Here is a 14,996-nt window from a genome sequence, read left to right as displayed (position 1 = left end):
CTGCGCTGGTGGGTGGTTTTCGGGGAAGCGGGTAGCCGGGCGGGTGGTTTTCGGAGGGGATGGGAGTTGGGTGGGTGGTGGTTTCAGTGGGAGGCGGGTAGCGGGTTGGGTGGTTTTCGGGGAGAGCCGGGACCGGCGAGCGTCGCTCACGCCAGGAACGGCCCCAGCCGGTCCGCGTAGTCGACGAGCGACGGGATCTGCCGCAGCATCAGCTCGCTCCGCTCGGCCGTCCCCGACAGTGCCAGTGCCGCGACCAGCACACCCGAGCGGGACCGGACCCCGACCGCGACACCTGCCCGATCCGGATCGATCTCGCCGACCTGCACGGCATAGCCGTCGTGCGCGACGGCCGAAAGCTGTTGTGTCAGGGCATCACGTGTCGTCGGGGTCCGGCCGGTGAGGGCGGTGAGCGGGAAGCTCACCCACTCGTCGAGCTGCGACTTCTCCGCCAGCAACAGCTTGCCGACGGCACTGGCGTGGAGATAGCGGTTGAGGGTCGGTTCGTCGGCGGTCGGTGGGAACTCGGCGTCGATGTCGGCGGCGCGTACCGAGGTGTTGGTGAAGTAGTAGAGGTGTGCGCCGAACCGGATGGACAGTCGCAGCTCGGCCAGCACGTCCCGAGCGGCCGCACACACCCGTGGCACCAGGGTGGCGTCGACGAGCGCGCCGGTGCGCGGACCGAGCGCGAAGCCGGCCAGATCGGGCATGCGCACCACGTATTCGTCGGCGACCAGCAGATTCAGCAGTCGGTAGACGGTCGCCGACGGGATGTCGAGGCGGTCCGAGATGTCCTTGGCCGTGATGCCCGCGCCACCTCGGGCGATCTCCTCCAGCACATGCAGCGCGGTCTGGACGGCCTTGGGTTGCCGGCCCGACAGGCTCGGGCCCGCGGGGCTCACCGTCGGACCTGCCACGGGTCGTAGTCGTTCACGACCTGATCCGAGGTGGTCTCATCGAACACCCCGACCCGTTCCGGCAGTCCGGGGTCCCGGCGGCGCCGTATCCCGTACACCGCGAACCCGACGGCGAGCAGGGCGGCGTATGTGGTGGTGGCGATCCAGACGGGTGCGTCGATCGTCATCGCGGCCCACACGATGATCGCAACCAATCCCAGTGCGCTCACGGCCCCGACGATCACCGGTAGCCGGCCCAGTTCACCGATCTGCCGCAGAAACGCCGGGGCGGCGACACAGACCAGCAGATAGGCGCAGATGTACCCGTGCGCCGACACCGCCAACAGCCCGATCAGAGTGTTCCGCGCGGAGCCTGCCACCACCAGGTAGAGCACCGGAACCAGGGTGACCAGCGGCATCACCACGAGCAGTGCGACGACCGGCGTGTGAAAGGTGCGGTGGGTGCGGCCCATCGCGGCCGGAATCACGCCCTCGCGTCCCATCGCGAACAGGGTCCGTGACAGCGCGGTACACGACCCGATCACACACGCCAGCCACGATGCAGTGATACCGAGTTCCAGCAGAACCGACAACACCCCGGAGCCGATGCCGTGCGACGACGGCAGGCTGAGCACGATCGGCACCGTCTCCGCCGTGCCGACCGCCGTGTGGCCCGATTGCACGACGGCCGCGAAGATGTACAGCACGCCGAGGACCAGTGGCGACCAGCGCACCGCCCGGGTGACCGCGATGAACGGGCGTCGGGCCTCGCGGGCCAGGGTCGTCGCGCTCTCGAAACCGACGAACGCCGTCGTCGCGAGCAGCAACGCGAAACCGATCGCGCCATCGCCCAGCGAGCCCGTGGGTGCCGGGCGGTCACCGCCCACCGCGGACACGGTCAGCACCGTGGCCGCCGCGGCCACGGCGAACACCTCGATGCTCAACGAGATCCGTGCCGACAGCTGGATTCCGCGGACCATCAGCGCGAGGGCGACCGCACCCACCACCACCACCAGCACGCCGATCGTCGGTCTCCCGTCCGGCACGCCGACCCGGTGCAGCAGGGCGGTCAGATACGCGCCGGCGCCCACCGTGCTCGCCATCGCCGCGCCGGCATAACCGATCACCACCGACCATCCCGCACCGATGCCGGCCGTCGGTCCGAGACCCTTGACCGTATAGCTGTACAGGCCACTGACCGCGACCATGCGCGTGGAGAACTGGCCGATGCAGTAGCCGATTGCCAGGAACAGGACCGTCGTGGCGACGAACACGGGCCCGGTCCACCGACCGGCAGCCGGCAGCACCAGTGCCGGCAGCGTGACCATGACGGCCGACGGTGCCACCGCCGCCACGGACTGGCCCAGGACCTCGGCGAAGGACAACTGTGCGCGCCGCAACCCGGCGACCGGTGACCGGCCCCGGACCGTATCCCCGCTGCTCACGTTCCACCGCCTCCCGGCCTTGCCGGCCGAAGCGACCCGGCATCGAGGACTCAACTCATCGAGATGATCATCACACTGTTTCGGCGCCGATTCAATCGCCAACTTTTCAAATGAGAAAATGCCATCGCGCGCATTCTCATTTGAACTCGGAAATCCCGATAACCTGGTATTTCGTGCATCCACTCGCGCTGATCCACGACCACTATCGGGTGACTCGAATGAGAATCGGATGCCGCGGAATACCCATTCGGGATAAGGCGTGACACAGCTCATAGTGCGGACGTAAAGTCAGTGTCACCGATCCGACGACACCGCACTGCAGTGCGAGATCTGGTGCAGAACCACCGGTCAGGCAGCTGCGATGTCGGAGTGGAAGCCCTCGTGTCGGCCGTGTCGCACCGGTCGCGCCTGTTCGGTGATCAGCCTCCGTACCAATCCGAAAAACAATCGAGAATCGCATTTGAGTTCGACCGAGAATTGATAATAGATCAATTCTTTCGGCCGGATTCACATGGCATCCCTGTGAATGTCGCAGCGATACGTCAACGCGATTCTTGCGGACAGCCGAGTCGAGTTCGCCCGAGAAGGATGAGAAGTGACATGACCACACGAGTTTCGACGGCAGCGTCGACCGCCACCACGGACGGTTCGCGCGCGCTGTCCGGCCGGCTCGGCCCCACCGGGATCGTCTTCATGGTGATCGCCGCGGCGGCACCGTTGACGGTGATCGCCGGGGCCGTGCCGCTGGGCATCTCCGCCGGAAACGGGGCGGCCTACCCGGCGACCTACATCGTCTGCACCGCGGTGCTGCTGCTATTCGCCGTCGGTTTCACCGCGATGGCCCGGCACATTCCCGGTGCGGGTGCTTTCTACACCTACGTCGCACACGGACTGGGCCGTCACGCCGGGCTGGGTGCGGCTTTCCTTGCGCTGCTCTCCTACACGGCGGTGCAAGGGGCGGTCTACGGCTACATCGGGGCCGCGATCGACGATCTGGTCACCGCGCACGGCGGGCCGTCGGTCCCCTGGTACGTGTACGCGCTGGGTGTCCTCGTCGTCATCGCCACACTCGGATATCGCCATATCGAGTTGTCCGGCAAGGTACTCGGCGTCCTGCTCATCTGCGAGGTGGGCATCGTCATGGTCATCAACCTGTCGGTACTCGGCCACGGTGGCGCCGACGGACTGTCCACGGCTGCGCTGAGCCCGTCCAACTTCTTCCACGGTGCGCCCGGGATCGCACTGATCTTCGCGCTGGCCGGCTACATCGGCTTCGAGGCCACCGCGGTGTTCCGTGACGAGGCCCGCGACCCGGCGCGGACCATCCCCCGCGCCACCTACTGCGCCCTGCTGCTCATCGGCGCGTTCTACGCGCTGAGCAGTTGGCTCATGGTGAGCGCATGGGGAGACGCGGGTGCCGTCCAGAAAGCCACCGAGAACCCGGAGGGCATGATCACCGAGACCGCCGTCCGCTACGTCGGATCGGTCGCCGGTGACCTCGTCCAGGTGCTGCTGATCACGAGTCTTTTCGCCGCGGTGCTGTCGTTCCACAATGTGCTGGCCCGCTACATCCACTCGCTGGGTAACAGCGGCGCGCTGCCGGCCTCCTGCGGTCGCTCGCACGCCCGTCACTCGTCGCCGCACATCGCGTCGATCGTCCAGACCACCTCGGCGGCAGTCGTCATCGTGGCCGCGACCCTCGGTGGGCTCGACCCGGTCACTCAGGTGTTCGCGTGGTTCGCCGGAGTGTCGTCGGTCGGGATCGTCGCTCTCATGACCCTTACCTCGGTCGCCGTCATCGTGTACTTCCGCCGGACCCGCAAGGACACCCGGCTGTGGCACACGGTGGTGGCCCCGGGCCTGGGATTGATCGGCCTCGCAACGCTGCTCGTCCTCACCGCGGTCAACCTGCCGTTGCTGGTCGGCGGATCGGACACCCTGGCGATCATCATCGCGGTGCTACTGATCGCCGCGTTCGTCAGCGGAGCCGTGGTCGCCGTTCTGCGACCGCACGCCGCGCGACACACCGTCACCGCCGACAACGAAACCCACTGTCAATCAACGCCATCCACACCGACCCGAAGGAGAACACGATGAGTACCGCCACCGTCGCCGAACCCCGGAACGCCGACAATGCCGGACCCGACCATCCCCTCACCCCGCTAGGCGCCGACGAGATCATCTCGGTCCGCGAGATCGTCGATGCCGCAGGGCTGCTCAGCGAGCACACCAGATTCGTCTTCGTCGCGCTCGACGAACCGGCCAAGGATGTGGTGCTCGCATTCCGCCCCGGCGACCCGATCGACCGGCGGGCGCGGGTCCTGTTGCTCGACCGCGACATTGGACACGGTGCGAACCTGATCGTTTCCGTGACCGAACGAGCGGTCATCGAGCGGACGACGATCGATGCCGCGACCGAGGGTCATGTGCCCATCCTGGATCAGGAGTTCGAGGACATCGAGGCCTACCTGCTCGACTCCCCGGAATGGCTGGCAGCCATGAAGACCCGCGAGCTCGACCCGGCCAACGTGCGTGCGGTCCCGTTGTCCGCCGGTGTCTTCGGGCACGAAGATGAGGTCGGTCACCGCATCGTCCGGGTCCTGGCCTTCTATCAGTCGGACAAGGCCGATCTGCCGTGGGCGCATCCGATCGACGGTGTCGTCGCCTACGTCGACCTCACCGAGCGTCGTGTCGTCAAGGTCATCGACGAGGTCGTGCTGCCCGTCCCGGCCGAACGGGGCGAGTGGAACGCCGAACCGCATGCCACGCCCACCCGCACCGACCTCACGCCCATCGAGATCACCCAGCCCGAAGGCCCCAGCTTCACCGTCGACGGCAACCAGATCAGCTGGGCCGATTGGAGCTTCCGGTTCGGCTTCGACGTGCGCGAAGGCCTGACGCTGCATCAGATCTCGCGGCACGACGGCGGCGAGGTGCGGCCGGTCATCTACCGGGCGTCGATCGCCGAGATGGTGGTGCCCTACGCCGATCCGTCGCCGGTTCGGTACTGGCAGAACTACTTCGACCAGGGGGAGTACCTCTTCGGCCGCTACACGAATTCGCTGGAGCTGGGTTGCGATTGCCTCGGCGACATCACCTACTTCGACGTGACGATCGCCGATGAGAACGGCAACCCGCGGGTCATGAAGAACGCGATCTGCCTGCACGAGGAGGACTACGGCGTGCTGTGGAAGCACACCGACATGTTCAACGGCATGGCCGAGACCAGACGTTCACGCCGACTGGTGATCTCGTTCTTCCTCACCATCGGCAACTATGATTACGGGTTCTACTGGTACCTCTACCTCGACGGCACGATCGAGCTCGAGGCCAAGGCCACCGGCATCGTCTTCTCCTCCGCCTACCGCGGTCCCGACGGATTCTCCACCGAGATGGCCCCCGGCCTCGGCGCTCCCTTCCACCAGCATCTGTTCTCCGCTCGGCTGGACATGGCCGTCGACGGTGACCGCAACGTCGTCACCGAGGTGGATGCGGTGCCGGTGCCGATGGGGCCGGAAAACCCGTGGGGAAACGCATTCCGCCAGCAGAAGACGCGGCTGCGGACCGAGTCCGAGGGCGTCCGGATGGCCGACAACCTCAAGGCGCGGGTCTGGCACATCACCAACCCGGACAAGCAGAACCGGCTCGGACAGGACGTCGGTTATGCGCTGCACCCGGAGGGTCAGCCCACCTTGCTCGCCGACCCGTCGAGTTCGATCGCAGCCCGCGCGGCGTTCGCGACCAAACATCTGTGGGTGACGCGCTACGACGACGCGGAGAAGTATCCGGCCGGCGACTACGTCAACCAGAATCCCGGAAACGCCGGCCTGCCGGCGTATGTGGCGGCAGACCGCGGCATCGACGGCGAGGACGTCGTGCTGTGGCACACCTTCGGCCTCACACACTTCCCGCGGCCCGAGGACTGGCCCGTCATGCCCGTCGACTACGCCGGGTTCACACTCAAGCCGGTGGGCTTCTTCGACCGCAATCCGGCGCTCGACATTCCCGCCGCTCCGACCTCGCACTGCTGCGAGGGCTGATGTCGGCCACCATGGGCACGCTCGCCGTCATCGGACGGCGGGCGTGCTCGGCACTTGCCGTGACGTCGGCGGTGCTGCACGTGGTGATGGCGGCCTCGGGCGCGACCGCTGCGATGGCCGTGCTCGCCGTGTCGATGGCGATCGTGTGCTGCGGGTGTGCCCGGCATCTCTGGCGTAGCGGGGACATCCGGGCGTGGTGCGGCATCGCGCTGATGAATCTCGCGATGTTCGCAGTGCACTTATCGTTCGGCGGATGCCACCAGATTGCGCCGGTGGCCGCGGCCGGGTCGGATTCGTCGCCGATGATGTCAGCTGCCACGGGCGTTGCGGGTGTGGAGGCCGTGATCGGTCTGATCGTGGTGTTCGTGCGGACTCGGCGGCCGGTGGATGTGCGGGCGGGGCAGGGTGTGGTCGCGGTCGGGTAGGTCGGGCCTTCGGCCGGTGGGTCTCACCGCCTGATGGCTCCATTCTCGTCGACGATGTCGAGGTCTACGGCGAAACCGGCCTGCGCGGCTTCGCGTGCCAACATCTCAGCGTTGGCCCTGCACACACTTCCTCCGACTGGCCGGTAATAGCCGGAGATGACATCGGGCGGGGTGAATCTTCCGCCGAGAGGATCATCGTCGGAGTGCCGAACCTGCCACCACCGATCAATCGCACGGTTCTGGGCGATCGGTTCTGGGACCTCGACAACCACCACGCGGATGTATGTGTAGCAGCCCTCAGCGAGTTCGCCGAGTAGCAGTTCCCCCAGACCAGGCCAGGCGAGGTACCCTCGATCACTATTCGCTCGCCGCGGTCAATGCTGTGGCGACGCAACGAATCCCAGATTTGGGTGGATTCGACGTGTACTAGAGATGCAAGTTCGCGTGGCGCCACGGGCTTGCCGTCGGCCAGCTCGGTCGCCCGCAGATCTTCGTAGATGCCCGAGCCCAGGGCGTCGGCCAGCAGGGCGTCTTTCACCACATCGGCATCGAGCCGCCGATACTCTGAGACAGCCGCGCCCAGGATGGCCTCGACAGCCGTCGACTTCCCCGCGCCCGGGACACCTGCGGTAATCACCACGCCTCGGTCACTTCGACGCGCCGAGACCCACCCATCATCGAGGTAATCGACGATAATCTGGCGGCGTAGTAACGCCCGGCGCGGATCGTCGGCGAAGGCATTACTGGTTGCCCGCGGTCCACGGGTGGCGGCCGGTCCGCCCGCACCCGTCAGGCGCGCGAGTTCGGCGGCCACCGCATCACGCAGCAGCTCCTCGCGGAGTGGACTCACTCGAGAGCTGCTGCAGCCCTTTGCTGCTGTCGATGGGCAGTGAACAACTCGGAGTACTCCTCGAAGGTGAGCTTGTCGCGCTGGAAAGCGAATTCGATATCGTCCCAGCTGCCGCGTACATAGGCATCCGTCGCGACACCGGCGGCGTCCGGGACGTGACCGTCGGTGTAGTCAAGCTTCTTGAGTGAGCTGATCATCGCGGCTGTGGTGATCTCGTCGGCGTCACGTTCATCGATGATCTCGAGCGCCGAAACCGGCACAGGTGCGAGCGTTCCGTGATTTTGCCGTTTGACCTCTGCCAGGACGCGACTGACATGCGGTTGCGACACACCAAGGTTCTTCGCGATGACGGTTTGGGGGCGACCACCCAATGCCGCGTCGACAATCGCTTGCCGCTCGCGGAAGTTCGCCAGCCGACGCCGCGCGCCAACCTTCCGCAGGTCGGCGTCAGTGAGGGGCCGACCTGGTGAGGTCTTTGTCTGAACCATTGCCATCGTGCTCACCACCCAAACGTCTATACAGAATGACTATGCAGTCAGTATAGCTGCATGTCGCTGCCGTTTTCACCCCCAGCTCAACTATCAGGAGCGGTCACATGGAGCGAATGGTGCCTTCACAGTTGCGCATGAGCCCAGATTGCACGACCTCGTCGGCTCAGCCGATCATCACCGCCCGCATCCCCGGCGTCATCAGATCGGAGATCTGACCCCACGGCACCGTCACCGGGAGATAGTCGCCGAGGGCGTGGACGACCGGGACGTACACCAACATGCCCGACGTCGTGGGTACCCAGTTGAGGAAGTTGTCGATGTCGCCGTTGACGGGCGCGGCGCGGGGATCGATCCGTTCGACCGCTGCGGCGAGGCGTTGACCGGCGGCCGCCGGATCGGTGAACACATCGGTCAGCAGGATCGGCTGGGCGTTGTCTCCGTTGATGGTGATGGTGGCGACGTAGTTGTTGGGATGGGCGGCGCCCTCGCTGTATGTGGTGTAGATCGCCACGCCGGCGACGACCCGTGGACCAGTCATGGTGACCCGGCTGCGGTCGTCGCCGATCAACGATCCGTCCTCGACGTTGGTGTCCGAAAGCGGGCCGAGGACGTCGTTCAGCGTGGTCCGCATGCCGGAGTTGAAGCGGTCGCGTACGGCAGCCACACCGCCGGTCACCTGGGGGACGTGGACGGCATAGGTGTCCGATCCCTGCCGCCCGGACAAGGCCAGCATCAGCGGGGAGTACATCTGCGCTTGCGGTGTCGGTGTCGCCGCGGTGGTCGGTCCGACCGACGGAATGACGGTGGTCGACACGACCGGGTTGTTCGTGGCGGGGACTGCCTCGCCGGTTTCGGTACATGCCGACAGACCGGCCGCGGCCAGACACACGAGCGCCGCCGACGCGGCCCCAAGGCGGGTGACCATGCGTGAACTGTAGCCCGTCGAGCCCGCCGCCGACCCCGGTTCCGTCCGGACCGGAAACCAATTTGTGTCCTTTCACCTGCGCAAACGTGGTCCGGTGTCGAAGTCATCATCGTGGGTGACCGGTAGGCGAAGCCCTTCGACCGCTCCCTGAGGAGCCTCGTGAGGTACGAGCGATGCGCCGCCACTCGGTCCCTGAGGAGCCTCGCGAGGTACGAGCGATGCGCCGCCACTCGGTCCCTGAGGAGCCTCGCGAGGTACGAGCGATGCGTCACGAAGGGCGACCCTTCGTGACGGTCCTCCGCTAGCGCTCCGGACCTCCTCAGGGATCGGTGTGACGGTCCCTTCGCGAGCGCTCTGGACCTCCTCAGGGATCGGTGTGACGGTCCCTTCGCGAGCGCTCTGGACCTCCTCAGGGATCGGTGTGACGGTCCCTTCGCGAGCGCTCTGGACCTCCTCAGGGATCGGTGTGACGGTCCCTTCGCGAGCGCTCTGGACCTCCTCAGGGATCGGTGTGACGGTCCCTCCGCTAGCGCTCCGGACCTCCTCAGGGATCGGTGTGACGGTCCCTTTGCTAGCGCTCCGGACCTCCGCAGGGACCGGAGTACGGCGCTCCAGTCCTCTTCACGGATCGACAGGTTGGAGATTTCCTACCCAACGACGGTCGCCCACGGCATCTCGAGGCCGTTCACTCTCTCACGTCAGGAACTGGGCAGCGTTCTGCGCGAGGTCAAGCAGCGGCTGCGGGAAGATGCCCAGCACGATCGTGACCAGGGTGCACACGGCGATCGACGACGTGGTCAGGACGCTCGGCTTCACCACGTGCGGGGCGTCGACGGGGACGTCGGCGAAGAACATCGCCACGATGATGCGGATGTAGAAATAGGCGGCGATCGCGCTGCTGATGACACCGATGACCACCAGAACCCCGGCGCCGGAACCGGCTGCCGCGGCGAAGACGTCGAACTTCGCGACGAATCCACTGGTGAGCGGGATACCGGCGAAGGCCAGCAAGAACATCGAGAACATCGCGCCGACAAGCGGATAGCGCCGGCCGAGGCCGGCCCACTGAGAGATCTCGGTGGCCTCACGGCCGGACAGGTGGGGGCCCGACTGCTTGTCGGGTTCCCGGACCACGGCCACGGTGGCGAACGCGCCGAACGTGGAGAACGCGTAGGCGGCGAGGTAGAACATCGTCGCCGCGAGACCCGCATCGTCGAACGCGACCAGACCCAGCAGGATGAAACCCGCATGCGTGATCGACGAGTAGGCGAGCATCCGTTTGATGTCGTTCTGCGTCACCGCCATCACGGCGCCGGCGAGCATGGTGGCGATCGCGACGGCCCACAGGGCGGGTTCCCAATCGGACTTCAGATCCCCGAACCCGACGTAGAACACCCGTAACAGCGCGCCGAACGCGGCGATCTTGGTGGCGGCCGCCATGAATCCGGTCACCGGTGTCGGCGCACCCTGGTAGACGTCCGGAATCCACGAATGGAACGGCACCGCACCGATCTTGAACAGCAAACCCACCGACAGCAGGCCGAGCGCGATGAGCGGCAGGATGGTGTCGGCGCCCGGTGCGGCGATGGCCCGGCCGATCTCACCGAGCTGGAGTGAGCCGGTCGCGCCGTAGGCGAACGCCGCGCCGAACAGAAAGAAGGCCGACGAGAACGCGCCGAGCAGGAAGTATTTGAGGGAGGCCTCTTGCGAGATCAGCCGACGCCGTCGTGCCAGACCGCACAACAGGTAGAGCGGGAGCGAGAACACCTCCAACGCAATGAACATCGTCAGCAGATCGCCGCACGCGGGGAACAACATCATGCCGCCGACGGCGAGCAGCGTCAACGGGAACACCTCGGTGGTGAGCCCACCCGCCCGGGTCGCCTCGAACTCGGCGTCGGTGTTGGGCACCGCCGCCCCGGACGGCGTGAACATATCGGCGTCGACCGCATCGAGCGTGGCCTGCGCGGCCGCACCCGGTCCGTCGCTGACACGTTTGGCTCCCGAGCCGTTCAACGTGATCGACGACGGTGCCGCGACCACCCGTTCGAGACGACGTTCGCCCATGAAGGCGACGGCGATGATCGCGACGAGCAGTAGCAGCCCCTGCAGGAAGATCGTCGGGCGGTCGATCACCACCGCCCCGGACATCGCGAACTGTCCGCGGCCGCCGTCGGAGAACTCGGCGACGGCCACGACGATCAGCGCGATGAACCCGGCGACCAGCCCGCCGAGCGACAGCACGAGCTGGATCGGATAACGGAACGTTCGCGGCGAGAAGGCTTCCACGAGCACACCGACGACCGCGACGCCGAACACGATGAGCATGGGGGACAACAGTCCGTACTCGACGCTGGGCGCCTCGATGGCGGCGAGATGAGCGACGGTCATTTCTGCTCTCCGTCCGTCGGAACAGCAACCGTGGGCTTCGGATCGGTCTGATGCATCGTGCTCATCGTCTGCGAGACCGCCGGATCGATCAGGTTCAGCAGCGGTTTCGGGTAGACGCCGAACACGAGCAACAGCGCGATCAGCGGTGCGACGACGACCAGTTCCCGGCCGTGGAGGTCACGCATGGGCCGGGTGGCCGCGCCCGGTCCCTCCACGCCGACGGTCACCTTCGGGGGCCCACCCATCATCCGTTGATAGAGCCACAGGACGTAGATCGCCGACAGCACCAGCGCGCTCGCGGCGGCGATCGCCGCGACCGGGTAGCGGGTGAAGGTGCCGATCAGGACGAGGAACTCGCTGATGAACGGCGCCAGGCCGGGGAGCGACAACGTGGCCAGGCCGGCCACCAGGAACGTGCCGGCCAGGACGGGTGCGATCTTCTGCACGCCGCCGTAGTCGGCGATGAGTCTGCTGCCGCGCCGCGACACCAGGAACCCGGTGACCAGGAACAGTGCCGCGGTGGAGATCCCGTGGTTGACCATGTACAGCGTCGACCCGGTCTGTCCCTGGCTGGTGAGGGCGAAGATCCCCAGGATGATGAAGCCGAAGTGTGAGATCGAGGTGTAGGCGATCAGCCGCATCACATCGGTCTGCCCGATGGCGAGGATCGCTCCGTAGATGATGCCGATCACCGCGAGGGCCGCGATCAGCGGGGCGAAGTAGCGGGCGGCGTCGGGGAACAGCTGCAGGCAGTAGCGCAGCATCGCGAACGTGCCGACCTTGTCCACCACGGCCATCATCAGCACCGCGCTCGACGGAGTGGCCGCGACCGCGGCATCCGGCAGCCACGAATGGAAGGGCCACAGAGGTGCTTTCACCGCGAACGCGAACATGAAGCCGAGGAACAGCAGCTTGATCAGGCCGGAGCTCGCATCGAGCTGGCCCGACGACACCGCGTCCACCACGGTCCGCAGATCGAAGGTGCCGCCACCGTCGGTGCCCAGCCCCGAGTCGGCGGTGACCACGTACAGGCCGATCACCGCGGCCAGCATGATCAGACCGCCGAACAGGTTGTACAGCAGGAACTTCACCGCCGCGCGCGACCTGTTCACGCCGCCGGCGGTGCTGCCGAAACCGCCGATGAGGAAGTACAGCGGGATCAGCATGGCCTCGAAGAAGATGTAGAAGAGCAGGATGTCGAGCGCGACGAAGCTCATCAACACCATCGCCTCGACGGCGAGCGTCAGTGCGAGGTAGGTGTGCGGGCCCTTCTGCCGCCGCCCGGCCGAATGATCCAGCGAGCCGGAATGATCCGCGTCATTCCAGCCGGCCAGGATGAGCAGCGGCAGCAGCACCGCGGTCAACAGCACGAGCACAAGTCCGATGCCGTCGAGTCCGAGCGCGTAGCGGGTGCCGAATGCCGGTATCCAACTATGGTCTTTGACAAACTGGTAGCGCGAACCGCCTGTATCGAAGCCGATCGCCAGCCCGATCGACAGACCGAGGACGACGACCGAGATCGTCAGCCCCAGCCACTTCGCGATGTCCGGCCGGGTACTCGGGATGGCGAGTACCGCAGCGGCGCCGACGGCCGGCAGCAGCCAGAGGATGGTCAACCAGGGCACGCTCATGCGACGTTCACCACCATCACCAACGCGACGATCAGGACGGCACCGGCGAACATCGACAGTGCATAGGACCGCACATAGCCGGTCTGCCAGCCCCGTAAACGTTGCGACAGCACACCGATCGAGCGACCCACACCGGTGGTGAGGCCGTCGACGCCGTCACCTTCGACGAGCACCAGACCCTTGGTCAGTTCCTGGCCGGGCCGCATCAGCAGGTTCTCGTTGACCGCGTCGCCGTAGAGGTCGCGGCGGGCGGCCACGGTCAACGCCGTCACATCATCGGGCGCGACCTCCGGAACCGGTTGCGTCGCATACTGTCGCCACGCGAGCCCGATGCCGATCGCCACCACGGCGAGGATCGTCACCGTCATCACCCACGTCGGCACCCCGAGTTCGTGGTGTTCCTCGCCGACCACCGGCTCGAGCCAATGCACGAGGGAGTCACCCCACACCAACAACGCGCCACTGACAACCGAGCCGATCGCGATGATGATCATCGGCCCGGTCATCACCCCGGGCGACTCGTGGGGATGCACTTCTTCGTGTTTCCACCGGCGATCCCCGAAGAACGTCAGGATCATCACCCGGGTCATGTAGAACGCGGTGATCCCTGCGCCGAGGAGCGCTGCGCCGCCGAGCAACCACCCGCCGACGCCACCGGAGGCGAAGGCCGCCTCGATGATCGGGTCCTTGGAGAAGAACCCGGCGAACGGGGGCACCCCGATGATCGCCAGGTATCCGAGCCCGAAGGTGACGAAGGTGATCGGCATGACGGTGCGTAGCCCGCCGTAACGGCGCATGTCGGTCTCGTCGTTCATGCCGTGCATCACCGATCCGGCGCCGAGGAACAGACCGGCCTTGAAGAAGCCGTGGGTGAGCAGATGCATGATCGCGAACGCGTAACCGGCGGGTCCGAGCCCGGTGGCGAGCACCATGTAGCCGATCTGGCTCATCGTCGATGCCGCCAGTGCCTTCTTGATGTCGTCCTTCGCGCAACCGATGATCGCACCGAACAACAGGGTCACCGCGCCGACGACGGCGACGCCGGCCTGAGCGGCGGGCGCGAGGTCGAAGATCGGGTTGGACCGCGCGATCAGGTAGACACCCGCGGTGACCATGGTGGCGGCGTGGATCAGCGCCGAGACGGGTGTCGGGCCCTCCATCGCGTCACCCAGCCACGACTGCAGCGGCACCTGCGCCGACTTCCCGCACGCCGCGAGCAACAACATGAAACCCATGGCGGTCAGCACGTTCTGGCCGGCCTGATCGGCCCCGGCGAACACCGCCTGGAAGGACACCGCACCGAACGTCGCGAACATGATCATCAGAGCGATCGCCAGCCCGATGTCGCCGACCCGGTTCACCACGAACGCCTTCTTCGCCGCGGTCGCCGCGGTCGGCTTGTACTGCCAGAAACCGATCAGCAGATACGACGCCAGACCCACACCCTCCCAACCCATGTACAGCCCGAGGTAGTTGTCGGCCAGCACCAGCAACAGCATCGCGGCCAGAAACAGGTTGAGGTAGGCGAAGAACCGGCGCCGGTCGGGGTCCTCGGCCATGTAGCCGATCGAGTAGATGTGGATCAGCGACCCGACGCCGGTGATCAGCAGGACGAAGCACATCGACAGCTGGTCCAGTTGCAGACCGAAGTCGACCTGGAGTTGCCCGACCGGCACCCAGCTGAACAGGATCTGGTGCACCGCACGGTCATCGGTGGCGCGTCCCACCATGGAGAAGAACATCGCCAGGCCCAGCGCGAAGGACGCCAACGCCAGCGCGGTACCGAGGAGATGGCCCCACCGATCGGTGCGCCGCGCACCCAGGAGCAGGATCGCCGCGCCGAGCAACGGCAACGCGGGAACCAGCCAGAGCAGATCCGCGGTCGTCTGGGTGCTCACCTGGTTC

The 14,996-nt window shown here is 66.4% G+C and carries 11 protein-coding genes; 3 read left to right on the top strand and 8 right to left on the bottom strand.

Translation table 11 applies throughout. The features are described from left to right. Positions 1-146: 146 nt before the first annotated feature. Positions 147-899 carry an IclR family transcriptional regulator gene (locus AC4AMJ_RS23430; RefSeq protein WP_489915029.1) on the bottom strand — a complete coding sequence of 251 codons (753 nt, stop codon included), beginning with the start codon at positions 897-899 and terminating at the stop codon, positions 147-149. Continuing rightward, the gene (locus AC4AMJ_RS23425) at positions 896-2,338 is read right to left on the bottom strand and encodes an APC family permease (RefSeq protein ID WP_489915027.1); all 1,443 of its coding nucleotides are present in this window, start codon (positions 2,336-2,338) and stop codon (positions 896-898) included. Before AC4AMJ_RS23425 ends, AC4AMJ_RS23430 begins: the two co-directional genes overlap by 4 nt. Before the next feature lie 600 nt (positions 2,339-2,938). On the opposite strand from AC4AMJ_RS23425, the gene AC4AMJ_RS23420 reads away from it, so the two are divergent. From AC4AMJ_RS23420 to AC4AMJ_RS23410, 3 genes are read left to right on the top strand one after another with little or no spacing between them, the layout of a single operon-like run. Further along, positions 2,939-4,435 (top strand): APC family permease, encoded by a 1,497-nt coding sequence (locus AC4AMJ_RS23420; protein WP_489915025.1) that lies wholly within the window; start codon positions 2,939-2,941, stop codon positions 4,433-4,435. Next, complete coding sequence (locus AC4AMJ_RS23415) at positions 4,432-6,378, top strand: primary-amine oxidase (protein ID WP_489915023.1); 1,947 nt, start codon at positions 4,432-4,434, stop codon at positions 6,376-6,378. Before AC4AMJ_RS23420 ends, AC4AMJ_RS23415 begins: the two co-directional genes overlap by 4 nt. Continuing rightward, a complete protein-coding gene (locus tag AC4AMJ_RS23410; protein ID WP_489898764.1) occupies positions 6,378-6,803 on the top strand; it encodes a hypothetical protein in 426 nt (141 codons plus the stop codon). Before AC4AMJ_RS23415 ends, AC4AMJ_RS23410 begins: the two co-directional genes overlap by 1 nt. 64 nt (positions 6,804-6,867) lie before the next feature. Here the strand turns inward: AC4AMJ_RS23410 and AC4AMJ_RS23405 are convergent, their stop codons facing one another. The 6 genes from AC4AMJ_RS23405 to nuoL all read right to left on the bottom strand — a co-directional run bounded on the left by AC4AMJ_RS23405 (position 6,868) and on the right by nuoL (position 14,989). Further along, positions 6,868-7,653, bottom strand: a complete 786-nt coding sequence (locus AC4AMJ_RS23405) for a DEAD/DEAH box helicase family protein (RefSeq protein ID WP_489915021.1) — start codon at positions 7,651-7,653, stop codon at positions 6,868-6,870. Beyond that, entirely contained in the window at positions 7,650-8,159 is a 510-nt protein-coding gene (locus tag AC4AMJ_RS23400) for a hypothetical protein (protein WP_489915019.1), read from the bottom strand. Before AC4AMJ_RS23400 ends, AC4AMJ_RS23405 begins: the two co-directional genes overlap by 4 nt. A 148-nt stretch (positions 8,160-8,307) precedes the next feature. Further along, on the bottom strand, positions 8,308-9,069 hold the full coding sequence (locus AC4AMJ_RS23395) for a hypothetical protein (RefSeq protein WP_489915017.1): 762 nt from the start codon (positions 9,067-9,069) through the stop codon (positions 8,308-8,310). Positions 9,070-9,762: 693 nt separating this feature from the next. After that, the gene (gene nuoN / locus AC4AMJ_RS23390; RefSeq protein ID WP_489915015.1) at positions 9,763-11,460 is read right to left on the bottom strand and encodes an NADH-quinone oxidoreductase subunit NuoN; all 1,698 of its coding nucleotides are present in this window, start codon (positions 11,458-11,460) and stop codon (positions 9,763-9,765) included. Then, the gene (locus AC4AMJ_RS23385) at positions 11,457-13,091 is read right to left on the bottom strand and encodes an NADH-quinone oxidoreductase subunit M (protein ID WP_489915013.1); all 1,635 of its coding nucleotides are present in this window, start codon (positions 13,089-13,091) and stop codon (positions 11,457-11,459) included. The genes nuoN and AC4AMJ_RS23385 overlap by 4 nt, the downstream gene beginning before the upstream one ends. After that, positions 13,088-14,989 carry an NADH-quinone oxidoreductase subunit L gene (gene nuoL / locus AC4AMJ_RS23380; RefSeq protein ID WP_489915011.1) on the bottom strand — a complete coding sequence of 634 codons (1,902 nt, stop codon included), beginning with the start codon at positions 14,987-14,989 and terminating at the stop codon, positions 13,088-13,090. The genes AC4AMJ_RS23385 and nuoL overlap by 4 nt, the downstream gene beginning before the upstream one ends. Positions 14,990-14,996 lie beyond the last annotated feature (7 nt).

This window comes from Gordonia sp. LMA484 (assembly GCF_058129505.1).
The sequence above is the reverse complement of the archived record's forward strand: the minus strand, read 5'-3'. Positions and strand labels throughout refer to the sequence as shown.